We start from the raw sequence: 24720 nt of genomic DNA on the forward strand, positions 1-24720 counted from the left end.
ATAACCAAATCAACTAAAACTAACCACTATGCACAAGAAATTTAAATTACCCGATTTTAACCTAAGGGCGCTCTGTTTATTGATAGGCTTCCTGGGAAGTACGCTCTTTTGTTTTGCTCAGGAACCGGTTGTGATCAAAGGAATTGTCACAGACAACAAGGGTGGGGCACTTAGTGGTGCCGGCATCAAGGTAAAAGGCACCACTACCGGAACAGCAGCCGATGCGGCCGGTAGATACAGCATCAAAGCAGCCCCCAACGGCACTTTAGTCATCTCTTATTCGGGCTTTGAAACCCAGGAAATCAGCATTGGTAACCGCACAACGATAGACGTTAAGCTGGCTGAATCCAATAAAACACTCAACGAGGTTGTGGTATCTGCCCTGGGGATCGAAAAGGATGCCAAAGCCGTTACGTATTCCACCCAGAAAATTTCTGGTGATGAACTGAAAAAGGTTCCTGAAACCAATTTCATGAATAACCTTTCTGGCAAAATTGCGGGCGTAGAAATCAATCGCAGTGCATCAGGTGTGGGTGGTTCAGTTAAAGTGGTCATCAGGGGAAATAAATCTGCGGCGGGAGGTAACCAGCCCTTGTATGTCGTAGATGGGGTTCCGTTAGCTAATTTATCTACGGAGCAAGTGAACAGCACCTATTCGGGACGAGATGGGGGAGATGGCATTTCAAACATCAATCCCGATGACATTGAAAGCATCAATGTTTTAAAAGGTCCTGCAGGTGCAGCGCTTTATGGTAGTCAGGCTGCAAATGGTGTAATTTTGATTACCACAAAAAAGGGGCGTTCGGGGATATCCAAAATAGATTTTTCTTCGAGTTTTACGGCAGACAAAGCGGCCTATACCCCTAAATTACAAAGTTCGTTCGGCCCGACAACCATTACCTCGGAAGACAGTTGGGGTGCTCCCATCACAGAAGCACAGGATAATGTAGGTGATTTTTTCCGCACCGGAAAAACAATGGTAAATAACATTTCGTTCTCATCTGGTTCTGAAAAAACAACCAATTACTTTACCTATGCCAATACCATTGCCAATGGGATACTCCCCAACAATAAATTATCGAGGCACAATTTCGATGTGCGGCAAATGGCCAGTTTCCTTAACGGCCGACTTAGCCTGGATGCCCATCTGAGTTTCATTATACAGCAAACGGATAATTCACCAGCATTGGGCCTTACATCCAATCCTTTGACCGGATTGTACTTGTTTCCACGTGGCCGGGATTTTACACCTTATAAAGAGAACTGGTCTGTTTACAACCCGGAAAGAAAACTGGATGTGCAGAACTGGCCGTTTAATTCTTCCGTGTTGCAGGTTAACCCATACTGGTTGATCAACAAGTTCACGAATACAGACAAAAGACACCGAACGATGTTCAATACCTCGGCAAAATATGAGGTGATGCCCGGCATGCACTTTCAGATGCGTGGAAATATGGACCGTACCAATTTTGTTGGTGAAACCAAAATTTATGCCGGAACCATTGCAGGTTTAGCTTCACCCAATGGAGATTACATCCTGAGCAACGTTACAGCCACGCAACTTTATGGAGATGCGATATTGACTTATGTTAAATCACTTGGGAAAATCAAATTCAATGGTACTTTAGGATCAAGTATTACGGATACCCGCTTCAGTGGCGAATCATTTGTTTCAAGAGGACTGTATGTAGCCAACAAATTTACCATTCAAAACATCATGCAATCTACCGGAAGTTTCAATACGATGCCGGAAATGAGGCAACAGCTTCAAGCGGCATTTACCAGCCTTAGCTTCTCCTATAAGGATTGGGCCTATCTGGATGTGACCGGTAGAAATGACTGGTCTTCCAACCTGAGCTTTACGCCAAACGGATCCTATTTTTATCCTTCTGTAGCAGGTAACATTATTTTAAGCAGTCTGGTCAAACTACCTACTGCCATTACCTTTGCAAAGTTCAGAGGTTCCTATGCTATTGTGGGCAATTCCGTTCCTGTATACGTAACTAACCCGTTAAACGGGCTGAACAGTGGTGGGGTAATTACCTTTAATACGACTGCTCCTTTTACAGATCTGAAACCTGAAAAGACAAAAGCGCTGGAGCTGGGTACAGAATTACGCTTTCTGAAAGACAAACTTAAATTTGACCTTTCCTATTATAAAACCAATACAACCAATCAGTTCTTCTCCATATTTGTTCCGCCAGGTACCGGCTACAGCAAACGTTTTGTAAATGGTGGCGATATTCAGAATTCAGGAATTGAAGCGATGCTGAGTTTTGATTCGGAGTTTTCAAAAAAGGTAAAATGGACAACCACAGTCAATTTCGCAGCCAATAGAAATAAGGTAATCAAACTGGCCGACGGTATTGACGAGTTCATGCTAACGGATGATGTTAATTTTTACCTGTCTATTCTGAAAGTTGGGGGTTCGTATGGTGACATTTATGGTACTACACTTCAAAAAAATGAAGATGGAAAAATATTGATCGGTGCAGGTGGTCTGCCCATGCAAAAGGTTGGTGCACCGGAATTCCTGGGTAACGCAAACCCGAAGTTTACCATCGGTTGGAACAACAGCTTCAGCTATAAGAAATTATCATTGAGTTTCCTGGTCGATGCAAAAATTGGCGGCAAGGTGATGTCACTCACCCAGCAAACCCTGGATTCTTATGGGGTATCCAAAGCTAGCGGAGACGCGAGACTTAACGGAGGATCTGATATTGATGGCATAGATGCCGTTACCGGTGAACCTGTTACCAAAATTAGCCCAAGGGCGCTATATGGGGTTACCAGTAGTTATATGTTCAATGCAACCAATGCCAGGATCAGAGAAGTGTCGATTGGTTATAACTTGTTTACATCGAAAATAATCAGCAGTTACGTGAAGAATGTAAGGGTATCGGTGGTTGCTAGAAACCTCGCCTATCTGTACCTTAAAGCACCGTTTGATCCTGATCTTGCCTATTCTGTTGGCAACGGGTTTTCTGGAATTGACGTTTTTGGTCCGCCTGCTACCCGCAGTTTTGGTATGAGTTTAAATGTTGGCTTTTAATCAGGGATAATTTTTTACTGTAAACTTAAGAAAGATGAAACGTACTAACTTTTTATATAGCACCAAAAGCACAACTGTTCTTTTCGGCGTGCTGTTTTTTGTGGGCCATCTGGTATCCTGTACAAAGAACTTTGAAATGTATAATACCAATCCGGTAGCAATTTCGGATAAGGAATTGAATGTAGATTTCAATGATATCGGTGGTTTTTTTCCTCAGGTACAAAAAAATATTTACGCCAATGATCCTGCCAGTATTGTAAACATGCAGCTTGCGCAAAACCTGACCGGCGATCAATTTTCTGGTTATCTCGCCCTGCCACAAATGGGCGCAAGTAACAATACGACTTATAACTTGCTGGATGCCTGGGGCTCATTTGGTTATTTCAATTTTGGATTTAACAATGTCATGGGACCCATCAATGAGATCAAACGTCGTGGTGCCGAAACTTCATCACCGGATTTCTGGGCCATAGCTTTAATTTTAAAGGTAGAAGGAATGCACCGGGTGACTGATATTTATGGCCCCATTCCCTACAGTAAATTTGGTTTGGGAGGTACTGATGCGGTGTATGACAGTCAGCATGATATCTACAAACAATTCTTTGTTGAGCTGGACCAGGCTGTAACCTTGTTAAAAGCTTACATGACAGCGTTTCCCAGCGCTAAACCTTTCGCCAAATTCGATCTAGTGTATGCTGGAGACTATTCCAGGTGGTTAAAATTTGCCAATTCATTGCGGTTAAGACTGGCTATGAGACTGGTGAAGGTAGACCCTTCAACCGCGAAATTACAAGCGGAGAAAGCGATGGATGCAAACAATGGTGGTGTACTGACCATCAATGAAGAAAACATGAAAGTAGTAGGTCCGGGCACAGTGCATCCGTTAAACATATTTACTAATGTATGGGATTGTACACGCATGGGTGCTTCTATGGAGTCATTTCTTACGGGCTACAATGACCCGCGACTGAGTAAATATTTCGACCCTTCAGTTGCATTTCCAGGAAAATACCAAGGTGTAAGAGGTGGTGGTTTTTACGACCCGCAACCTTCATCACCCGCTATCTATACCAATTTTTCTAAGGCTTCGACAACTTCATTTGTCTTTGAGACCCCAGCACAACTCATGACCGCTGCAGAGGTTTATCTCCTGCGTGCAGAAGGTGCATTACGTGGCTGGAATATGGGTGGCACTGCGAAAGAACTATATGAATCAGGTGTCCGGATTTCCCTGGCACAGTGGGGCGTTGGCGGTCAGGCCGACGCTTATCTTAACAACTCAACCAGTAAACCCGCAGATTATACCGATCCGATCAATCCCATCAAAAACAGTGCAGCCGCAACTACTGCCATTACAATTAAATGGGATGAATCTGTCGCTAATGAACAAAAGCTGGAACGTATCCTGACACAGAAATGGATTGCGCTATTTCCGGAAGGACAAGAAGCCTGGACGGAATTCAGGAGAACAGGCTATCCGAAGATATTCCCGATTGTGTATAATACCAGTGGTGGCCGGATCGACACCAAAATACAGATCCGTAGACTCAACTTCCCTGTACTGGAGTACTCAGTCAATGCAAAAGAAGTTGCAAAGGCTGTACAGCTGCTTGGCGGACCAGATATCGGAGGAACACGTTTGTGGTGGGACATAGATAAAGGTAATTTCTAATTATAAGCATATGAAAAATATAGATAAAAAATATCTGGTACTCAGCGCTATACTTGTTTTTGTTACCTGTGCTGCATTGATTTTTAGTTCCTGCAAAAAATCCGTTAAAGGGGCTGAAATAGAAGAAATACCGACTGTTAAAGCACAGTCAGACATCATCATGGGCGTAGATGATGCAGGGGATGACGGCTATTGGCTGGGGACAATCCCCAGTCATTTAATTGCACCGATGAAAGATTTAGGTGCAGATTTCCTGGTACACCATTATGCACCACATGCATCGGCCATCGCTCAGGAAAATTATGTGAAGGACCTATCAGCACTTTTTGAACAGAACAATTTAAAATATTTAATCAATACTGAGGTTTCCAACTTTGTTCCACAATTGATAGACGATTCTGGCTGGAGCTGGCTCCAGGGGCCAAATAATAACCATCGATTTACATTCAGACCCGCGGTGTTGAAACTTCTTAACCTTTCGAAGGCTTTCGAAGGTGTAGTGTACGATGAAGCTGACCATATGCAGATCAATCAAAACTGGATAATTACCAATGGTGTTAAACAGGACATGCCTTTTCTGGGAAATACCGATGGATTGAGTTTTGAACAGGCAGACGCATTGGTCAATAGCAATGCAACAGCGCTGGTCAATGAACTCAAAGCAGAGAAAACACCGCATGTTTTAACCGAACATGTGTTCCCTGTACTGTTTCATAACTATGCCAAAGCAGGAATGACAGTGTCCTACAAACAACTTAAAGAAAGCTGGGCACCAATGTGGGCTGCCATAGCTATGGGGGCGGCATTACAATACAATTCAGAACTGTGGTCATGTTTGGATCTTTATTTCTTAGGGGTGTATCCCGGTCATTCTGCGCAGGCGTTGAAGAACAATCTGATGTTTGGCTATTGGATGGGCAACGACCGGATGTACGTTGAAAATATCAATTTCAATGGGAGCCTGTATAGCGAGGTAGTTGGTCCTGGCGGTGTAAAGAACATCGTATTAAGTGAACGTGGCAATATTTATAAATGGTTTACGCATCAGTATTTGGCTGCAAATCATCGCGGTTATACTTTCAGGGATGTGAAGCCGGAGATTGCCATCATTAGATTTGATGATACCGATTTTGGCATTCCATCTACCGGAATTTATGGCTTAACCGACAGGCCTTTTGGTTCAAACACCCTCCATTTTACAGCGACTTCGGACAATTGGATGAAAATATGGAACCTGGTTTCACAGGGAGTAATTCCAACTCCGGAACATGGTATCTCCTGGTTAACTTATCCGGCAACCACACCTTATAAATCATTTGCACCCATGAATGGGGTAGTCGTGTTTGACCAGAATGTTGCCAAAAAACACCTGGAAACCCTTAAACTCGCTTTCCTGACAGGCCTGATGATCAGTCCAACTACACTTTCGGCAGTACAATCTTTAGTACAAACGAAAGGTCTGGTCGTAGTGTCAACACCTGAACTTGCACCTTTGGGAATTCGCAGCCAATACAGCGGTTCTGGCACCCAGATGATTACAGATGGCAGTACAGGCGGCTATTGGTTACTTAGTGACAACTTTCTTGATCAGGCTGTTAAAACCAAAATACAGCCGTTTTTAGGACAAAATGATGAGATCCGTTATGTTTTTGGAACAAAGGAAGTGACCATGAAGATTGACGCGAGCGACCAGATCGCCGTGTCTGTGCAATAATTTGTCCGGGAACACTAACCAATAAAAAATAAGTTAATGAAAATATATCCGTTCTATAAACAATTGCTCAGATACCTGGGGTTAACCGGTAGCTTTTTGCTCCTGTTGTTGTATGCTCAAAACTCCTTTAGTAAGGGCTTTGCTGATGAGCTGAAAGTAGCTGAATTGCTTTGTGAAAACATGACCAATCCCATTGGCCTTGATGCGAAACAACCTTCTTTTAGCTGGCAGCTTTCAAGTAACAAGCGCGGATTGGTACAGACAGCGTATGAAATAAGAGTGGGACAACATCAAGCGACACTCGCTCAGGGAAAGGACCTGATCTGGAAAAGCGGAAAAGTGATTTCAGCTCAGTCCGTTCACGTTCCTTATCCCGGGGCTTCCCTGTCCTCTGCCGAAAAATATTACTGGCAGGTAAGGGTGTGGGATGCCTCAGGAAAAGTATCGGAATGGAGCGACATCGCCTTCTGGCAAATGGGTTTGCTAAACTCGTCAGACTGGAAGGCAAAATGGATCAGGCAAACCACGGCGGAAAGCCCTGGACAACAGCCCTGCCCCATATTCCGCAAGGAGTTTTCCAGTGCTAAAAAGGTAGCTTCTGCCACAGCCTTCATGACTGCGCATGGGATGTATGAAGCCTGGATCAATGGTCAGCGCATCGGTGAGGATTATCTGACTCCTGGATGGACAAGTTATCAGAAACGGCTGCAATACCAGGTATATGATGTGACCTCCCTGTTGAAGGACAATCAGAATTCAGTAGGCGTTATGTTGGGCAGTGGCTGGTTTAGGGGGCGGTTGGCATGGGAAGCTAAAAATGAGCATATTTTTGGTTCAGAACTCGGTTTACTATTTCAATTGTTGATCAAATACACCGATGGAAGTTCGGCGATAATTGTATCAGATGAAAGCTGGAAACAATCCACAGGATCGCTGATCTCTTCGTCCCTATACGATGGAGAGGTTCATGATGCAAGGCTGGAAAAAAACGGCTGGAGTAAACCCGGATATGATGCTAAAAACTGGAACGCTGTTAAAACGTTTGATTTTGACAACAGTAAGCTGATTGCAACCCTTAATGAGCCGGTAAAAAGACATGAAATTTTAAAACCGCTAAAGATTTTTAAAACGCCTGCAGGTGAGCAGGTGGTTGATTTTGGTCAAAACATGGTTGGTTATGTGCAGTTGAAAGTTTCCGGTTCTCCAGGAGATAAAATTACCATCAAACATGCCGAGGTATTGGACAAAGCAGGAAATTTTTATACAACCAACCTCAGAACCGCAAAACAGGAAGCCGTTTACATTCTAAAAGGCGGTGCTGAAGAAACATTTGATACACATTTTACCTTTTATGGATTTCGATATGTGAAAATTGAAGGGCTTAAAGGAACCCTGCAACCAGAACAGTTAAAAGCGATAGCCCTATATTCAGCGATGAAAACTACGGGTAGTTTTGAGTGTTCCAATCCACTAATCAATCAATTGCAGCAAAACATTCAATGGGGACAGAAAGGCAATTTTATTGATGTACCTACAGATTGTCCGCAACGAGATGAAAGATTGGGCTGGACAGGGGATGCACAAGTATTTTCCAATACGGCTGCATTTAACATGCGGGTGGATAATTTTTTTAGCAAATGGCTCAAAGATCTGGCAGCCGACCAATTGCCAAATGGTAGTGTGCCTTATGTGGTCCCAAATGTATTGGGGCCTAAATCACAAGGCTCTACCGGCTGGGCCGATGCTGCGACCATCATTCCCTGGAATATGTATTGCATTTATGGCAATAAAAAAATACTGCAGGACCAATATCCAAGTATGAAAGCTTGGGTCGATTATATGAACGATAACAGTATAAATTCACTATGGAATAAGGGATTTCATATTGGAGACTGGCTTTTTTACCGGCCTGGCGATGATCCTGACGGAATGTCGGCCGTTACGGATAAATACCTGATTGCACAATGTTTTTATGCACATTCTACCCAGTTGCTCATCAATGCGGCAAATGTGCTTGGCAAAGCCGCGGATGTTGCAAAATATCAGGCATTGCTGGAGAAGATCAAAACGGCTTTCGTTAAAGAATACGTCACGCCGAATGGTAAACTTACTTCTGGTACACAGACTGCGTACATTCTGGCACTTAATTTCGATTTGTTTCCAGAGGCCCAGCGTGCAGAGGCGGCAAAAAAACTGGTTGACAACATCAGGCTTTACAACAATCATTTGACTACTGGTTTTCTGGGTACTCCTTATTTGTGTGATGTACTGACACGATTTGGTTATCTGGATGTGGCTTTTACCTTATTGACGCAGGAAAGCTATCCATCCTGGTTATATCCCGTGAAAATGGGTGCAACAACCATCTGGGAGCGATGGGATGGAATTAAAGAAGATGGTAATTTTCAAAATCCGGATATGAATTCGTTTAATCATTATGCCTATGGTGCCATAGGCGATTGGCTGTACCGTACCGTTGCTGGGATCAACATCGGTGAAGGTTCGGTGGCTTACAAAAGTATTTCCATTAAGCCGCGTATGGGTGGCGGACTAAGTCATGCCAGTGCAAAGCTCGAAACGTATTACGGTAAACTCAGTTCTTCCTGGAAATTAACCGATGACAAATTCAGTATGGAAGTCACGATACCAGCAAATACCACGGCAACGATTTATGTGCCTGCAGGTACCGGGCAAACAGTAACAAGCTCCGGTAAAGCCTTGTCGGCGATAAAAGATATTAAACTAACCGAAACCAACGATAAAGCTTACGTGGCACTGAAAGTTGGATCGGGTACCTACCAATTTAGCGTAAATTAAGGATTAAAATATGAAACGTCGATTCCAAAAATACATGGGCATTACATTAGCTGCTATTGCTTTAGGTAGCCTTGGTATGCCGCTTGCAGCCCATATCAAATTACCTGCGCTGGTAGGTGATGGGATGGTTTTACAAAGGTCCGTTCCCATACCAATATGGGGATGGGCTGCACCATCAGAGCAGATAACGATAGTTTTTAATAAGAAAACTTATACGACTACCGGTGGCAGTGATGGAACCTGGAGCCTGAAAATGGATGCACAAGAGGCCGGTGGCCCTTACACCATGAAATTGAAAGGTGAAAATAAGATCAGCATTCAGGACATCATGATTGGCGATGTCTGGCTTTGCTCCGGGCAGTCGAATATGGGCGTGAGAATGTCGGACATCCATAACAAATACCCGCAAGATATTATTGCGTCCAATTACCCTTATATCCGGCAGCTGACCATAGGAAAAGACGTTGGTTATACGCCACAGCACAACCTCAGGGCGGGTGAATGGGTTGCTGCTTCACCCTACACAATTTTCAGTTTCGGTGCTGTTGGATTTTATTTTGCCAGGGATATTTATAACAAATATAAAGTGCCAATTGGGCTCATTAATTCCAGTTGGGGTGGTACCCGGATCGAAGCCTGGATCAGCGCTGAGGGCCTAAAGGACTTTCCGGCTTTGGAGGCCAGAAGAAAAGATTTGAGCGGCAAGTTATGGCTGCGAAAAGAAATTGCGGTCCCGGATCCAACCAAAGCCCTAACGATTGACTGTTCCTATTCGGCGAATTTAGACAGTGTTTTTTTCAACGGAAAGCTGATTGGTAAATTGGATAGTACGCTCAAGAATAATCGTTTTTTAGTGCCTGCCGCATTGTTAAAAGCAAAAGACAATATGCTGGCCATTCATGTAACGCATACTGGGCAGATAGACTGGACAGAAACGGGCGTTGTTTATGGAAAAGATATGGTGGTCGTTACAGCTGCAGGAACTGCAATTGCACAGCCCGGTGATTGGTTTTATCAGTCGGCGCTGTCCAGTGAAAAAAAAGACCCTTTTCCTTATGCCAGGATCTTGTTTGTGCAGGACGAACCTGCAGCGCTGTACAATGCGATGATTGCACCACTGTTGCCTGCTGCTATCAAAGGAGTTTTGTGGTACCAGGGGGAATCAAATGTGGGCAAAGATCAGGCTTACCGTGAGTTATTCCCGGCAATGATCAAGGACTGGCGCACCAAGTGGAATTTAGGAGACTTTCCCTTCCTTTTTGTGCAACTTGCTAATTTTAATGCAGCAGTAGCTGAACCAAAATCAAGTGACTGGGCTGCACTAAGGGAAGCCCAGCGTGTTGCCCTTAAGCAGCCCAATACAGGGATGGCTGTTATTCACGATATCGGAGAGGCCCAGAATATACACCCAACGAATAAACGCGATGTTGGAAAACGCCTGGCACTTGCTGCTCAGAATATCACCTATGGGGATACTGAACTCGAATATTCTGGTCCCGACTATAAATCCATGCGTGTAGCCCGCAACAAAATCATACTCAGTTTTGACCACATTGGTTCCGGATTGGTTGCAAGGGGAGGTACCGGATTAAAATACTTTGCAATTGCAGGAGCTGATCAGGTGTTTGTATGGGCCAATGCCAGCATTGAAAATGACGAGATTGTGGTATGGAGTGATCAAATATCAGCTCCTGTTGCGGTCAGATATGCCTGGGCAGATAATCCGGAGGGATGTAATCTTTACAATCGGGAAGGACTACCGGCCTCGTCTTTTCGTACCGACAACTGGAAATGAAATTCAGTATTTATAGCTAAAAATGTATGACCAATAGAAGACAATTTTTAAGAAAAAGTGCATTGCTGGGGGCAGCCAGCTTGACGGCAGATTACTTGCTTGCAAATGACAAAGTTGCTGAGCATCATGGACCTAAACCTGGTTCTGAATGTATATATGATGGTAAGATTTATCAAAATATCAAATTCCAGACCTTTAACAGTTCCAATGATATCTTGAACAATGCGATCCGGATTTTTAACCGGGAACTTCACACACGTACCGGATTGGATTTTTCAACCGGGAAAGGCAATCCATTAACCATTGAATTGCGCGCTGTACCGCAATCGATGCCTTTGGAGGCCTTCAGGATAGAACACCTGGAAGCTGATCGGATTTCGATTAAAGCCAGTGATGACAAAGGGCTTCTATTTGGATTGGGGAAACTCCTGCACACCTCCTTGTTAACAACAGCTGGTTTTACACCGGGTACCTGGCAAGGTTTGTCAGTTCCAGAAAAGCCATTCAGGATGATCTATTTTGCCACACACTTCTATAACTTCTATCATGAGGCGCCAATCGATCAAGTGATCAAATATATTGAAGACCTGGCATTTTGGGGTTATAATGGCATCGCCGTATGGTTTGATATGCATCATTATAATGGCATCAGGGATGCCGAAGCTCAACTCATGATCGACAGGTTAGCACTGCTCCTGCAAGCTGGAAAAAGTGTGGGTATGAAAACCATGCTGACCATGCTTGCCAATGAAGGCTATGCTTCCAGTCCATTAAATTTGAGGGCAAAAGCGCCTAAGCAAGTTAATTTAAGAGGTAAATATGGCGTTGAGATTTGTCCTTCGCAACCTGGTGGAGCGGAGCTGATCTTGAAGCAGGTTGACCAGGAGCTGGATGAATTCATAAAGCGGGGCGTGGCTGTAGATTATTTGAGCTTATGGCCATATGATCAGGGCGGCTGCGGCTGTGATCAATGTACACCATGGGGTAGCAATGGCTTTCTGAAAATGACAAACAGGATTACCAAACAAGCGCAAAAGAAAATTCCGGGGCTGAAAACGATCCAGTCCACCTGGTTGTTTGACATTGCGGTAGACGAAGGAGAATGGGCAGGTCTTGCCAAGGCCTACAACAGGGAAAAGCCTGTGGTAAGTTATATCATGGCCGATTCTCATGAAACTTTTCCAAAATATCTGATGAACAATCCGGTTCCCGGAAATTTGCCTTTATTGAATTTTCCTGAAATCAGCATGTGGAATTCCTGGCCATGGGGTGGATTTGGGGCCAACCCGCTTCCGCAGAGGTTTCAAGACCTTTGGAGTCCAATAAAAGATCAAGTAGCAGGCGGATATTTGTATTCGGAGGGACTATTTGAAGATTTAAACAAAGTGTTATATAGCAGGTTTTACTGGGATAGTCAGGAGCCCGTTGGTGTTGCCCTTAGGGAATATGTAGCTTTCAACTTTTCTATTGACCATGCAGACCGCATCATTGAGGCCATTCACATTATGGAAAAAAACCATGGACTGAATATGGTGAATAACGAGTTGGTTAAAAATGCGCCAACCAGGTTTACCGTACCAGAAAATGACTTCGGTGCTAAACGCGCATATCAGCTTTTAAGTGACATTGATCTTGATCTGCCAAGAAACGTTAAAACATCCTGGCGATGGAGGATCTTGATGCTGCGCGCGATGTTTGATGTTGAGTTTCGGCTCAGCAAAGGGGTGGAAAATCCAAAGATCATAGCTGGTTTCAAGGAACTCGGACAGATCTATTCTTCAAAAAAAGCCAATATACATGTGCGGCCTCCTTTGATATAAGATGAAAATGAAAGCGTCCATAATTTTAATCCTGCTCACTGCTCATATTTGTCTGCATGCACAGCATGTAAACCGAAGTTTATCGAAGCCAAACGTTCTATTCATCATGGTTGACGATTTACGTCCTCAGTTGGGCTGTTATGGGGAGCAAATTGTTTCTCCGAACATCAATCGGCTGGCAAAAGGGGGGCAATTGTTTAGCCAGGCCTATGTGAATTATCCCGTTTGCGGTCCCTCAAGAGCTAGTTTGCTGAGTGGTCTGTATGCGAGCCGAACCCGGTTTGACCGTTGGAATTGTTCCCAGGATGTGGATGTTCCTGGAGTAGTGAGTTTGCCAATGCTTTTTCGGAACAATAACTATAAAACGATTTCATTAGGAAAAGTTTACAATAATTTTGAAGATGGAAAGGGAAGTTGGGATGAAATCTGGCGGCCATCGGTATCTACTACCCAATGGGATTATCAAACGCAGGAGGGGATCAAAATCTTTGAAAAATTAAATGCAGCAGCAGCCGAAGATACTGCGCTAAGGAATAACAAAAATCTTCCAAAAAGAGGAGTGCCGTTTGAACGGGCAGATGTAACTGATGTAACTTACGAAGATGGGAGGATTGTAGACCGGGCGATAGAAAATCTTCAGCAACTTAAAAACTCGTCCGCCCCTTTTTTCTTAGCTGTAGGCTTTAATAAGCCTCATTTACCCTTTAATGCTCCAGCCAAATATTGGGACCTATATGATGAGAAAGAAATCAAATTGGCTCAAAATCCACATCAACCCAAAGGTGCACCTGACGTGTCTGCGCCGGATTTCGGCGAACTCAGGTTCTACTATGGAATTCCAGCGCATGGACCTTTGCCAGACACTTTAGCCCGTAAACTCATTCATGGGTATTATGCCTGTGTAAGCTATGTAGATAGCCAGATTGGCAGGCTGCTGAATGAGCTGGAAGATCTCGGTTTAGCTCAAAATACGATAGTGGTGCTCTGGGGTGATCATGGATGGCAATTGGGTGAACATGGCCTCTGGGGGAAAGGCGTCAATTACAAAAACGCTTTACAGGTTCCCTTAATTTTGAAGGTCCCTGGTAAAAAAAGCAATGTTCGTCAAAATGGATTGGTGGAATCAGTGGATCTTTATCCAACTTTATGTGATCTAGCCGAATTGGTTAACCCCTTTCACTTGCAGGGGCGGAGTTTTGCGCCGCTATTGGATCATCCGGAGCTGGAGGGCAAAGAAGCTGTTTACAGCAGAACGAACTTGGGTGGCGAGACCATCATCACCAAAACGCATTCCTACACCGAATTTTTTGATCAGCAAGGAAAATTTAAATCCCGGATGCTTTATGATTTGCGTCTAAATTCTGAAGAAAACAATAACGTGGCTGAGCTGCCAGAAAACCGTAAGTTAGTTGGCGATCTAAGTGGAAAATTAAGTTTGCATAGGATTGAAAGAGATAAAATCCTTTTGCATCATTGAGATTCACCGCTTTTTTTTCTGTTGTCTTGCTTTTGTTGGGTTGATAGCTAAATCAGGTACTTCCTAATTGTTTGAGTTTCCACCTGCCGAAACCAAAGGTTTAGAAGTAATAATTTTCAATGCAGCATCTGCAGAAAACCCTACCTTAATCAATGCGTCATAATAGCTTTTCATATTCTTGGCAAGCTGATCTATAATTGCAGGATTGCTATACACATTCAGCTGTGCGGTAAACATACCCATATACATATCTTTTAATGCCGGGCCGAAGTTTGCTGCTTCTCCATTAACAAATGAACTTGAAAAGTCAGTTCCCACCGGCACCGGAGGAGGTGGAGTTACCACTACCTCGACTTTAGATACCTTATGATCTGCCAATTCCAGCTTAGACTTGTTTAGGTTTACGCTAAAATAATTCAGGAAGTTAACCCCGTCATTTAATTCGGCCTGTGATCGTGCCCGCTCAATTACATTGATTTCCTGAGTGCCTGGTTTTAATTTTTCAAAGTATACTTTGAAATTTACTTCCTGATTGTCTTTTGTAGCAACGAAACGCTCTGGTCTTAATGGAATCCCTTCTGATCGGACGTAATTATATCTTTCTTCTCCCTTGGCATTCTGTAAATACATGCTTTTATTCAATTGTATCCAACTGCCTTTTTCTGCACCTACATGTCTAAAAGAGACTATGGTATGTTGATTGGTGGTTTCTATTTCGGTTATCATGGTTGTGGGATCTTCTGAACTGGATACCAATGGAAACTTAATAGATTGCCCAAAAAGGCTAACAGGTAGCAAAAATAATGCTAATAACATTTGTTGAGTTCTCATAATTTATTTATTAAGGCTAAGCGTTTGGTTAGAAATAGCCTGAGCGGTTGATGGGGTTTCATATTTGGTTTTGAGTTGCGTTATAGACGGTATGATTTGTCTATTGCAAGTATATAAATAAATGTCTTCTGTTGCAACATGAGATATGGGTTTCGGTACGAAGAAAATCATTGTAATTCTGTTACTTTATCGCATTACGTACAATAAAAGCGCATTTTCAACGCTATACTTTGACTATGAATCTACCTATGCGCATCAACTTTGATGAAAAAGACTATACCTACACGATTCTCACCAAGGGGATCACAAAAGATACCAGTACAATCCACATTAATTTAAATGACAAAGACTACCAGCTTGTTTGCAATGCAAAGGGAGATTGGGATGCGATTGATGAAACAGTAAGCGATCATCCGGGATTACTGAAAGCCATAGGAAGAAATATCAAACTTCGGTATCGGTTGTAAAATAAGTACGGCGTAAATCTGGAAACCTAATGGCCTCTTTTGATGTTATGCTTGGGGTCTGGCACTCCTAGTTAAACCTATTGCATACATTAAACAAACGAACGATGAAAAAAATACTTGCTTTGACCAATGGTATGGCCTTGATCATCACTATTGCGGTTAATTATCTTTCCAATACCGGAGCGTTAAATGGCAATACGATGAAAACGGTGTCAGATCAATATTTCAATTATTTTACTCCTGCAGGTTATGCATTTTCAATCTGGGGTCTGATTTATGTTGGACTAATTGGCTTTGTGTTTTATACAGGTCGTTCTGCTTTTAAAAAAGACGATAGCGATCCGATACTTTTGAAAATAGGCTGGTGGTTCGAGGTTTCGGGAAGGGTCTTGGATGAAACAGATAAGCCATTGCCTGGTGCCACAGTTAAGGTAAAAGGCAAGAACATCAGTGCAGTCACGGATAAGAATGGCCGTTTTTTCATCTCTGGGGCCGCTGTCAATGATAGTATTTAAGCACAGAAACTCTCGTTATAACCATTTAGGTGCACTTGGCATAATGTTGAAGTTTGATGCCAAAGAACGGGAAAAGTACTTTTAGAGAAAAGGACGCAAAGATGTGCTTACTGGACTAATCGCGGTTTTTGTTTCTGAATGTTTGGGCGGTCATCCCACTTGCTTTTTTAAATAACCTGGAAAAGTACGCATAGTCGTCGTAACCCAATTCAATGGCAATCTCTTTGATCGATTTGTTGGAATGGTAAAGCAAACGTTTGGCCTCTAAAATGAGGCGTTGCCGGATGTGTTGCGATACCGGCAATCCGGTTGTGTTTTTCACACATTCATTTAAATAGGCGATGGATATATTCAACTCATTTGCATAATCTGCCCGGCGCTTTTTTTTTAGAAAATGCAGCTCCAGTGCTACTTTAAAGGATCGGGTTACCATATCAAAACGAGAAAGTTTATCAACAGGGGCGGAGCTTTCCAAATATTGGGAAATGATGAGCCCGATAAATGCATTGCAACTGTCTTTCAATACGGAGTTATGGAGCCTGTCTTTTTTTCTTTCAAATAGGCTGATGCACAACAACATCGCCTGACGCAGATCAGCAAAATTACGATCATCCAATGGTATGGGTTTTGTCGGCGTAATTCCCTCCAATAGGGTCAGGTACTGTGCAATTATACTTTCATTGCCTATGGCTAAAATGTAAGCTACCACATCTGCTCCAACTTGAAATGGCCGGTGCACCTGATTTGGATGGATATATAACAGCGAGGGGGTATCTGCTTTGTAGCGTTCAAAATCAATTTCCATTTCACCTCGTTCATGTAATGCAAAAAAATGAGCATCATGACGGTGCGCAAGCTCGGTCTCTACTTTTATCTCACAATTGTGATAAAAACACGGAATTTGAACAAATATTTTTGGATATTGATTGGCTAAGTAAAAAGCAATAACAAAATGAGAATGGAAATGAAATTTTGCTGGCTAGTTCCCCTTATACTCCTCACAATTTTTAGCTGTAATGAAAACGGCAAAAATAAGCAGCCCGCATCGCCTCAGCAGGTTAAGCAGGATGCTGCAGTTGTGCCCCAAAAGTCAATGCCCTATTCTGCACAAGATAGCATTGAATTGCTACAGCTCACCAAAAACCTTTACCAGTGGAACCAAGCCGGTAACAACGATGATTTCTTCAGCCCCTTACAAAAAGAAACAACCGATACGGTATATGCAGGCCTTGACCTGAATTTGCACAGGCAAAAGCTCCAGGACATAAAGCGTTCGGGGCTTTTCACAGCAACCTTTATTTCCAACTACAACAAAATTGCCTTGCTGATTGATGCGAAAATGAAAGATGGCACCCTGCAATGGATCATTGGCGAACTGCCACCTTTTGGCAATGGTGCAAACCCCTGGTGCAACTGCCAGGATGTACCGGATGATTTTTTAACAAAGCTATACATTATGCACTTACAGGCAGAAGATAAAGGTATATTTTACAACTGGGGCGATGGCAGTGGTGGCACACCGTATAACATTAAAGCCGTTAAAGAAAATAACCAGTGGAAAATAAACTATATGGAGGGCTTTGATTATGATAGTTTTGTGCGCGGTATTCAAGAGCAAATAGGTTTTACGGGTAAATGGCAAAACGATATGGTGGTGCTTAATATTGGCGAATCCTCGCTGGCTTTTGAGTACCACGGCCAATGCGTGTATTTCTATCCCGTGAAAAAAATAAGCGATACCGAATTTGAAATGATATGGGCGAGGGATATGGATTGCAAATTTGACAATGGAACCAGAGAAACTTTCGGCCTGAAAAAAGTTCCCCAGATTGGTAAGCCCTTTGCAAAATTTGTACTTAAAGACAAAACTTTATATGCAGAATATTATTATAAAGAATGGGTAGAAAAATATACCAATCAAGTGCAGGATCATGTTTTTACCACAAAATATGTAAGAAAAGAATGAAGGTCATTACACTATTTACCCTGATTTTTGTTAGCCATTCTATAAGGGCCCAGCATGTTTTGGATTACAGAAAAGATGTTTTTATCAGCGCAGCAGACAGTTTGCCTTACCGACTTTTGTATCCTTTAAATTATGATCAGCACAAGAAGTATCCGATTGTTGTTTTTTTACATGGATCCGGGCAACGTGGTAGTGATAATGAATCTCAGTTGATTGGGGTGCCTAAACGGTTAACAGACGACCAGGGTAGGGCTAAATATGCTTGTTTTATTTTGGTACCGCAGTGCAATAAGAAGGATGTTTGGGTGAAGTTTCCGGGTTTTCCGGCAAGTTTAGCGACGACGAAGCTGGCTACACCGAGTGCGGCCTTAACCTTGGAGACGCTCGATTTACTGATTAAAAGTCTTCCCATTGATCGCAAGCGCGTGTACGTCACAGGGTACTCCATGGGGGGAGAAGGGGCTCTGGATTTTTTAATTCGCCGGCCAAATCTATTTGCAGCGGCGGTTCCGATATGCTCAGTATCAGATACGGCTAAAGCCAAATTGATCTATAAAGTACCGATATGGGCTTTTCATGGTGATCAAGATGATGTGAACGATGTGAAATATTCCAGGTTGATGATCGATGCACTTAAAAAATGGAACGGAACACCAAAATATACAGAATATCCGGGCGTTAAACACAACAGCTGGACAAAGGCTTATGAAGAACCTGGTTTGTTTGATTGGCTTTTTTCTCAAAAGCGACGATAGGAAAATTAATAAATTTGCCACAATTATGAAATCATTAAGGGTAACCATTTTATCAGATGTTTGATTTATTTGGAAATATTAGCTATAATAAACTGGAACAACCTGCAGCCAATGAGCAAGGTATTGAATGGTCTGTGTTGAGACATAGAAAGAAAATTTAACTATCCTGTTTAGGATATCACATATGGAACATTTAGATTTTTTTTATAGGAAAATACTCGAAAGCCTTAAATTATTGGCAATGCCTTTTGGTATCCAAAAAAAATGCTTCGAAGATTTTGTGGACGCACCATTTGAGGTTTTAGATACTTTTGATAATGCATTCTTACACTTACCAGAACTAATAGAAGATGGTAGATTTTCAAACATGGAAATTGCATCATTATTAAGATTACATAATATGATTGATTTTACAGCAAGCAGATCTGATTTGAAGGATCTTGATGAGGATCAGTTTGGTACTCATGTTTCATGGAATAGAATTAGAGAACAAGCTAAGGAGTTATTAGTACTTTTAGGAGAGCCAATAGAGTTGCCTGATAAAAATTATATATGATATTGGTTGGTTAAATAAAAGTTATACCATGAAGACCGAAATAGCGAATAAATTGTCACTTTTGATTGATAGTTTGAAACAATTGTCAAGCTCATATCAAGAACAAATATTTGGTTTACCTGAGTTTGTAGATGTCTTTGATGAGGTTATTTCAGACTTTGATGATGCCTTTCGGTGGTTGCCGGACTTGATGGATGAAAAAATTATTTCTTATGAGGTAGTCAAACAAATTTTGAAATGTAATAATCTTATAGAACTAAACCTTACTATCGAAGAGTATAAAACGGATAAGAGTTTCGAATTAGATGATACTTGGAATTTGGTTCGAGAATATGCCGCATCTGCGTTAAAGTTATTGAAGATCGATCAAAATGATTTTTGATTGATCTTCAATAACTTAACTATTCGTGTTTAGTTTATACGCCATACGGCTCTCTCCCTTTGGCAGAGATGGCTGAAAGCCAGAGAGGGGAGAACGCGTTTTGTCATATAAAAAACGCCACAATACAATATAATCATTAGAAAAGGGACTGCCTTCAAATGCGACATCGGGCTTAACCAATATTGGTCTTAATATTACTTTTCCTGAATATACAATTGACCGCTATTTTTCAAGCGGGAATAATTCAACGCAGGAATTTGCAGCAGGAATTCATTTTGCTCCCTCAGTAGAAGAATTGTCTCCAGAAAATACGAATAATCAGGTGCTTGTTAAATCCAAGCAAGTGTTTCTAAGTTCTGGTATTACCTTAACTTATACTTATAATAATATATCCTTGGCACTCGTAACGCTCGGATTTGATTTTTGCGACTACTAGCCTCGCAAAACAGTTTGTTTAAAATAAAAAGAGCTGGTGGGGATTTGGGATTGGCGCAATAGGTTCAATTACACTAGTTGGTCCACCAAATATACCTCCCGTGAATTCGTCAACACCGCGAAAAGTATATTTATTTGAAATGATATTTTATTTCGTATTTACAAATTAAATATATTACATTTAATTATTCAAATGTAACGCTCGCTACTCATATCCTTTCCTGCCGATTCTTTAGTTAAATAATATTCCACGACATGCTGTGCTGTTTAAAATATTAAATTATATTCTGCAAAATCAATTAATATGAACGATCTGAGCGTCTTGTTCTTTATAGTTATCATTGCTAGTGCAATATTTAATCTTTTCACTGTATTTGAACTTTCAAAATTACCAGCGAAAGATCACAGGTATAAGCGTTACTGGACGAATATTGTACTGTTTTTACCTGTATTTGGTGCACTTCTATACTATTTAAATAAGAGAAATGTAACGAATGAAAATGATTAAAAGTAACTAAAATAATAGCCCGTCTCGTTAAAAATGAGATGGGCATTTCAATTTGAATAATATGAAACAAAGAAAATTCCTGCTTTTGTTGACGATGTTTTTTGCAATAAATACATCATACTCCTTTTCACAACAGAAATTTAGTTACGATGAATTAAAAGTTAAAAATTTCAGTGATATGAGTAAGGAGCAACAATTTTTTTTCAAACAGGTGCTTGTCAAAAAACTTCGCAATGAACCACTAGTGGGTGAAATCAATAGGTTGCAAAAAAAAATGGTGACTGAAATGATGCAGGCTGCTGGAAGTAGAACGCAAGAACAACGGAATAAACTTCGTGAAAGTAGTAAGAATCTTACGCCTAAAGAGCAGCTACGTCTAATGGGAATTGAAAATCCGGAAAATTATATGGCCGATCAGAATTCGTTTAAAATGAAAACATTGCAATTGGTGACAAAATATCCAGAACTAAGTAAGGTGGACCGGGTTACACTGAAACAATTATTCAGTGATGCGGAAAAACAAGTTTTGAATAACCATCAATAACGGCATGATTCTGATATCTCTGGCACCCTCGCTTTTTTTTGCTAAACCCGAATCTGTAAATACAGGCGAATCGGAAAACAATGCCTAACACCACCTTAATTTTGATTAAAATGGTCAAATCGATGGGTTGGGAGACGTTATTTTTTCTTTTTTTGGCAAAATGCTTCAATGTTTAACTCATTTCCTAAAGGAAAAGAAATCCCGGCGGGGCTTTGATATATTTCCAGATTTTCTGAGCATTGACCCTAACGGTGCAGGTAAAACAGGTGTAGATTATTGGCTAAATTATGCAGCTATTGAAATAATGACTTTATGAATGATTATCCAGCAGTGATTCAGGGAATTCAGGACGCATGTGTAACCGGCATGAAATAAAAAGGTTTGATTGATTCAGATATGCGAAAGGTAAGATTAATTCTGGGACCTACTGCTCTGGCTGTTTTGGGCACGTGGTGCTCATAATGGTCCTGCATGGTATCACCCATCAGGAGTAAACTACCATGGGTCAACGGGATATCCAATCCACGGATGTCATTCCTGGATTTATGACGAACCTTAAAAATTCTGGTGTCCCCGAAGGTGACCGAGGCGATGTATTGGTGTTTGCCGTCTGCGGGTAGGGTATCGCTGTGCCAGGCGACTGAGTCTCTGCCGTTGCGGTATAGGTTTAACAGGACGCGGTCGAACCTGATTTTAGTGAGTGCTTCTATGGCTTGCTTGATTTCAAGTAATGTCGGTGTCCAATGGTGACCATTTTTTCCGCCATAATAGGCGGTTAGCCTGGGATCAGCGATCACTTTATCGTACATCTTGCGCATGCGCTGTTGCCATGGGCTCTCTATTAAAAGAACTTTGTAATAATGATCTGCGGTTGTTTTGTCAAAAAGGTGCTGCCATAACCGCAGTTCAGCATCGGGCAATTGGAAGTCGGTGTACCGCTCAATACCGCCATCAAACAGGGCTGTCTCTCCAAATAAGTTCATGATTCAAATTTAAGTTTTTATATGATTAGCTAAAAATATTAGTAATTTATTTTTATTGTATTTGTGTTTAAATGATTATTATTAACAATAAACTGGCTTTTATCCACATTTATTAAAATACTAATTATTTTAGCATTAGTTTTGCTTGTTCAATAGGGTACAATTTTTTGGTCATTGTAATTTGCGAGGTAATGGAAACTAAACTGGAAATGCTAAACAAACTGCGGCAGGATATGCTGTTGTGGCAAGGATTTAAACCTGCCGAGGGTGAAGTCGCTGCGCGAGTGGGATTGGGGGAAATTGAGGCAGCTTTTCCTGGCGGAGTGTTTCCGCGAAAGGGGATCCATGAGTTCATCTGCGAGACGCCGGACCAGGTCGCTGCTACCGATGGCTTTGTTGCCGGACTGCTTTCTGTACTGATGGCTGAGGGAACAGGTTGTGTTTGGATCAGTACTTCCAGGCGTCTTTTTCCCCCTTCGCTCGCTGCTTTTAATGTAGAAACCGACCAGATTATTTTTGTGGATGTACGCAGTGACCGCGAGGCTTTGTGGGTTATGGAGGAAGCGCTGCGCTGTGATGGACTGGCTGCTGTGGTAGCAGAAGTGGATGGTCTGAGTTTAGTAGAATCACGAAGGTTGCAGCTGGCTGTGGAGCGGCAAGGGATTCCTGGTCTGATTATCCGTAAAGATCCCCAAAAACTGGTTGCAGGGGTGTCTACTGCACGCTGGAAGATTGCTCCTTTGCCCAGCGGGGATGAGGATGGGATGCCGGGCGTGGGTTTTCCGCGCTGGCAGGTACAATTGTTGAAAGTGCGGAGTGGTAATCCAGGTAGCTGGACGCTGGAATGGGAGGCGGACAGATTTTTACAGGTTACCAAGGAGCAGGTGCCTTTTCAAACGGTGCACGAAAAAGTTGGCTAGCGATGCAACGCAGGTATATTTCCATATGGTTTGTTCATCTACTCTCGGACTGGCAGGTGATCCGCAGGCCGGAACTGAAAGAAGTGCCTTTTGTTTTTGCTGCGCCTGATCATGGCCGGATGCTGGTTACGGCGGTGAGCCCGCTGGCGGCTGGTCATGATGTTGTGCCGGGAATGCCTGCAGCGGATGCCAAAGCAATTTGTCCGGGAGTAGAAGTTTTGGATGATAAAGCTGGGCGTGCAGGAAAATTACTGAAAGGATTGGGTGAGTATTGTATTCGTTATGCGCCGATTGTGTCGATCGATGAGTTCAGTATGGATGGTCTGATCCTGGAGGTGACGGGTTGCGCGCACCTGTGGGGTGGGGAGCTTGCTTATGTCAAAGAGATTGTCTCCAGATTTAAGGGGAAAGGATATACGGTACGGCTGGCCATAGCCGATACGCCTGGCGCTGCATGGGCGGTATCACGTTTTGGAAAAGTAACGCCGTTGGTTGCTGTTGGTGCGCATGTGGAAACCCTGCAGGTATTGCCGCCCGAGGCTTTGCGTATTGAAGCACATATCCTGGCTAAATTGAAAAAGCTGGGCTTTTACCAGATCAGGAGTTTTATGAATATGCCCAGATCGGTCTTACGCAGGCGCTTTGGGGAAAATTTTCTATTGCGGCTTGGGCAAGCTTTGGGAACAGAAGATGAACCCTTACAAGCACTTCGCCAGCCTGTCCCTTTTCGGGAACGACTGGCTGTTCTGGAGCCGATCAAAACCAAAACAGGAATTGAGATTGCGATTACCAGATTGCTGGAGGTGTTGTGTAAACGGCTGCAGCATGAAGGCCTAGGTTTACGTTCTGGGATATTGACGGGTTACCGGATTGATAGCAAGTTGGTTCAGATTGCTATAGGTACCAATGTAGCTTCGCACAGCGTGGAACATTTGTTTAAGCTTTTTCAGTTGAAGATTGAACAGATTAAACCTGGGCTGGGCATTGAACTTTTTGAACTCGAGGCGCTGAAGGTGAATCCGGTTGAAGTACCGCAGGAGGCGCTTTGGAACAGTAAGCCTGGGCTGAATAATAAAAGTGTGTTGGAACTGATTGACCGGGTCAGCGGGAAGCTGGGCCCCGCTGCTGTTCACCGGTATATACCCGAAGCGCATTATTGGCCGGAGCGGTCGGCGAGCCAGGCGCGTTCCCTGACTGAGCTTCGCTTGCGGGACTGGAGTACGGATAAGCCCAGACCTACCGAACTTTTACCCCGACCGGAGGCGATCCAGGTGATGGCGCTGATTCCTGATCATCCGCCTAAGTTTTTTATTTATAAGGGGGAACATCATCAGGTGGTTAAAGCTGATGGTCCTGAGCGTATTGAACGGGAGTGGTGGCTGGATCCTGGTGAACACAGGGATTATTACCGGGTGGAAGACGCCACTGGCAGAAGGTACTGGTTATACCGCTCGGGACATTATGGTGCCAGTCAGTCTTTTCAATGGTTTGTTCATGGATTTTTTGCATAA

General features: G+C 42.7%; 20 protein-coding genes. 17 read left to right on the plus strand and 3 right to left on the minus strand.

Annotation, left to right across the window (positions count from 1 at the left end):
- Positions 1–28 precede the first annotated feature (28 nt).
- From IM797_RS21415 to IM797_RS21445, 7 genes are read left to right on the plus strand one after another with little or no spacing between them, the layout of a single operon-like run.
- Positions 29–3052 (plus strand): SusC/RagA family TonB-linked outer membrane protein, encoded by a 3024-nt coding sequence (locus IM797_RS21415; RefSeq protein ID WP_194129240.1) that lies wholly within the window; start codon positions 29–31, stop codon positions 3050–3052.
- A 34-nt stretch (positions 3053–3086) separates the two neighbouring features.
- A complete protein-coding gene (locus IM797_RS21420) occupies positions 3087–4724 on the plus strand; it encodes a RagB/SusD family nutrient uptake outer membrane protein (RefSeq protein ID WP_194129241.1) in 1638 nt (545 codons plus the stop codon).
- 10 nt (positions 4725–4734) lie between these two features.
- On the plus strand, positions 4735–6438 hold the full coding sequence (locus IM797_RS21425) for a hypothetical protein (protein WP_194129242.1): 1704 nt from the start codon (positions 4735–4737) through the stop codon (positions 6436–6438).
- Positions 6439–6474: 36 nt separating this feature from the next.
- Positions 6475–9255: a glycoside hydrolase family 78 protein gene (locus IM797_RS21430; RefSeq protein ID WP_194129243.1), complete on the plus strand. Its 2781-nt coding sequence runs from the start codon at positions 6475–6477 to the stop codon at positions 9253–9255.
- Between the two features lie 10 nt (positions 9256–9265).
- Positions 9266–11050 (plus strand): sialate O-acetylesterase, encoded by a 1785-nt coding sequence (locus tag IM797_RS21435; RefSeq protein WP_228099025.1) that lies wholly within the window; start codon positions 9266–9268, stop codon positions 11048–11050.
- A gap of 26 nt (positions 11051–11076) precedes the next feature.
- Positions 11077–12870, plus strand: coding sequence for a hypothetical protein (locus tag IM797_RS21440; protein WP_194129244.1), 1794 nt, complete (start codon positions 11077–11079; stop codon positions 12868–12870).
- A 7-nt stretch (positions 12871–12877) separates the two neighbouring features.
- A complete protein-coding gene (locus tag IM797_RS21445) occupies positions 12878–14347 on the plus strand; it encodes a sulfatase (protein WP_194129245.1) in 1470 nt (489 codons plus the stop codon).
- A gap of 63 nt (positions 14348–14410) precedes the next feature.
- Here the strand turns inward: IM797_RS21445 and IM797_RS21450 are convergent, their stop codons facing one another.
- Positions 14411–15178, minus strand: coding sequence for a hypothetical protein (locus IM797_RS21450; protein WP_194129246.1), 768 nt, complete (start codon positions 15176–15178; stop codon positions 14411–14413).
- Positions 15179–15414: 236 nt separating this feature from the next.
- Here IM797_RS21450 and IM797_RS21455 point away from each other — a divergent pair, with 236 nt between their 5' ends.
- Both IM797_RS21455 and IM797_RS21460 read left to right on the plus strand, forming a co-directional pair.
- Positions 15415–15645, plus strand: coding sequence for a hypothetical protein (locus IM797_RS21455; RefSeq protein ID WP_194129247.1), 231 nt, complete (start codon positions 15415–15417; stop codon positions 15643–15645).
- Positions 15646–15749: 104 nt separating this feature from the next.
- Entirely contained in the window at positions 15750–16160 is a 411-nt protein-coding gene (locus IM797_RS21460) for a carboxypeptidase-like regulatory domain-containing protein (RefSeq protein ID WP_194129248.1), read from the plus strand.
- A 115-nt stretch (positions 16161–16275) separates the two neighbouring features.
- Here IM797_RS21460 and IM797_RS21465 read toward each other — a convergent pair whose 3' ends face one another.
- Positions 16276–16965 carry an AraC family transcriptional regulator gene (locus IM797_RS21465; RefSeq protein ID WP_194129249.1) on the minus strand — a complete coding sequence of 230 codons (690 nt, stop codon included), beginning with the start codon at positions 16963–16965 and terminating at the stop codon, positions 16276–16278.
- 153 nt (positions 16966–17118) lie between these two features.
- On the opposite strand from IM797_RS21465, the gene IM797_RS21470 reads away from it, so the two are divergent.
- The 6 genes from IM797_RS21470 to IM797_RS21495 all read left to right on the plus strand — a co-directional run bounded on the left by IM797_RS21470 (position 17119) and on the right by IM797_RS21495 (position 21306).
- A complete protein-coding gene (locus tag IM797_RS21470) occupies positions 17119–18126 on the plus strand; it encodes a hypothetical protein (RefSeq protein WP_194129250.1) in 1008 nt (335 codons plus the stop codon).
- Positions 18123–18881 carry a dienelactone hydrolase family protein gene (locus tag IM797_RS21475; protein WP_194129251.1) on the plus strand — a complete coding sequence of 253 codons (759 nt, stop codon included), beginning with the start codon at positions 18123–18125 and terminating at the stop codon, positions 18879–18881. The genes IM797_RS21470 and IM797_RS21475 overlap by 4 nt, the downstream gene beginning before the upstream one ends.
- Before the next feature lie 184 nt (positions 18882–19065).
- Positions 19066–19437, plus strand: coding sequence for a hypothetical protein (locus tag IM797_RS21480; protein WP_194129252.1), 372 nt, complete (start codon positions 19066–19068; stop codon positions 19435–19437).
- Positions 19438–19465: 28 nt separating this feature from the next.
- Entirely contained in the window at positions 19466–19819 is a 354-nt protein-coding gene (locus IM797_RS21485; RefSeq protein WP_194129253.1) for a hypothetical protein, read from the plus strand.
- Between the two features lie 739 nt (positions 19820–20558).
- Positions 20559–20762: a PLDc N-terminal domain-containing protein gene (locus IM797_RS21490; RefSeq protein WP_194129254.1), complete on the plus strand. Its 204-nt coding sequence runs from the start codon at positions 20559–20561 to the stop codon at positions 20760–20762.
- A 61-nt stretch (positions 20763–20823) separates the two neighbouring features.
- The gene (locus IM797_RS21495; RefSeq protein WP_194129255.1) at positions 20824–21306 is read left to right on the plus strand and encodes a hypothetical protein; all 483 of its coding nucleotides are present in this window, start codon (positions 20824–20826) and stop codon (positions 21304–21306) included.
- Between the two features lie 344 nt (positions 21307–21650).
- Here the strand turns inward: IM797_RS21495 and IM797_RS21500 are convergent, their stop codons facing one another.
- A complete protein-coding gene (locus IM797_RS21500; protein WP_194129256.1) occupies positions 21651–22289 on the minus strand; it encodes an alpha-ketoglutarate-dependent dioxygenase AlkB in 639 nt (212 codons plus the stop codon).
- Between the two features lie 191 nt (positions 22290–22480).
- Between IM797_RS21500 and IM797_RS21505 the strand changes: the two genes are divergently transcribed.
- Together IM797_RS21505 and IM797_RS21510 are read left to right on the plus strand one after the other, a co-directional pair.
- Positions 22481–23209: an ImuA family protein gene (locus IM797_RS21505; RefSeq protein WP_194129257.1), complete on the plus strand. Its 729-nt coding sequence runs from the start codon at positions 22481–22483 to the stop codon at positions 23207–23209.
- Positions 23210–23211: 2 nt separating this feature from the next.
- Entirely contained in the window at positions 23212–24720 is a 1509-nt protein-coding gene (locus IM797_RS21510; RefSeq protein WP_194129258.1) for a DNA polymerase Y family protein, read from the plus strand.

It is taken from the genome of Pedobacter sp. MC2016-24, from assembly GCF_015223055.1.
Lineage (GTDB): Bacteria > Bacteroidota > Bacteroidia > Sphingobacteriales > Sphingobacteriaceae > Pedobacter.

What these genes read in the sequence shown, in the direction of transcription:
- IM797_RS21415 (WP_194129240.1), top strand. Translation starts at nt 29, where the DNA reads ATGCACAAGAAATTTAAATTACCCGATTTTAACCTAAGGGCGCTCTGT.
- IM797_RS21420 (WP_194129241.1), top strand. Translation starts at nt 3,087, where the DNA reads ATGAAACGTACTAACTTTTTATATAGCACCAAAAGCACAACTGTTCTT.
- IM797_RS21425 (WP_194129242.1), top strand. Translation starts at nt 4,735, where the DNA reads ATGAAAAATATAGATAAAAAATATCTGGTACTCAGCGCTATACTTGTT.
- IM797_RS21430 (WP_194129243.1), top strand. Translation starts at nt 6,475, where the DNA reads ATGAAAATATATCCGTTCTATAAACAATTGCTCAGATACCTGGGGTTA.
- IM797_RS21435 (WP_228099025.1), top strand. Translation starts at nt 9,266, where the DNA reads ATGAAACGTCGATTCCAAAAATACATGGGCATTACATTAGCTGCTATT.
- IM797_RS21440 (WP_194129244.1), top strand. Translation starts at nt 11,077, where the DNA reads ATGACCAATAGAAGACAATTTTTAAGAAAAAGTGCATTGCTGGGGGCA.
- IM797_RS21445 (WP_194129245.1), top strand. Translation starts at nt 12,878, where the DNA reads ATGAAAGCGTCCATAATTTTAATCCTGCTCACTGCTCATATTTGTCTG.
- IM797_RS21450 (WP_194129246.1), bottom strand. Translation starts at nt 15,178, where the DNA reads ATGAGAACTCAACAAATGTTATTAGCATTATTTTTGCTACCTGTTAGC.
- IM797_RS21455 (WP_194129247.1), top strand. Translation starts at nt 15,415, where the DNA reads ATGAATCTACCTATGCGCATCAACTTTGATGAAAAAGACTATACCTAC.
- IM797_RS21460 (WP_194129248.1), top strand. Translation starts at nt 15,750, where the DNA reads ATGAAAAAAATACTTGCTTTGACCAATGGTATGGCCTTGATCATCACT.
- IM797_RS21465 (WP_194129249.1), bottom strand. Translation starts at nt 16,965, where the DNA reads ATGGAAATTGATTTTGAACGCTACAAAGCAGATACCCCCTCGCTGTTA.
- IM797_RS21470 (WP_194129250.1), top strand. Translation starts at nt 17,119, where the DNA reads ATGGAAATGAAATTTTGCTGGCTAGTTCCCCTTATACTCCTCACAATT.
- IM797_RS21475 (WP_194129251.1), top strand. Translation starts at nt 18,123, where the DNA reads ATGAAGGTCATTACACTATTTACCCTGATTTTTGTTAGCCATTCTATA.
- IM797_RS21480 (WP_194129252.1), top strand. Translation starts at nt 19,066, where the DNA reads ATGGAACATTTAGATTTTTTTTATAGGAAAATACTCGAAAGCCTTAAA.
- IM797_RS21485 (WP_194129253.1), top strand. Translation starts at nt 19,466, where the DNA reads ATGAAGACCGAAATAGCGAATAAATTGTCACTTTTGATTGATAGTTTG.
- IM797_RS21490 (WP_194129254.1), top strand. Translation starts at nt 20,559, where the DNA reads ATGAACGATCTGAGCGTCTTGTTCTTTATAGTTATCATTGCTAGTGCA.
- IM797_RS21495 (WP_194129255.1), top strand. Translation starts at nt 20,824, where the DNA reads ATGAAACAAAGAAAATTCCTGCTTTTGTTGACGATGTTTTTTGCAATA.
- IM797_RS21500 (WP_194129256.1), bottom strand. Translation starts at nt 22,289, where the DNA reads ATGAACTTATTTGGAGAGACAGCCCTGTTTGATGGCGGTATTGAGCGG.
- IM797_RS21505 (WP_194129257.1), top strand. Translation starts at nt 22,481, where the DNA reads ATGGAAACTAAACTGGAAATGCTAAACAAACTGCGGCAGGATATGCTG.
- IM797_RS21510 (WP_194129258.1), top strand. Translation starts at nt 23,212, where the DNA reads ATGCAACGCAGGTATATTTCCATATGGTTTGTTCATCTACTCTCGGAC.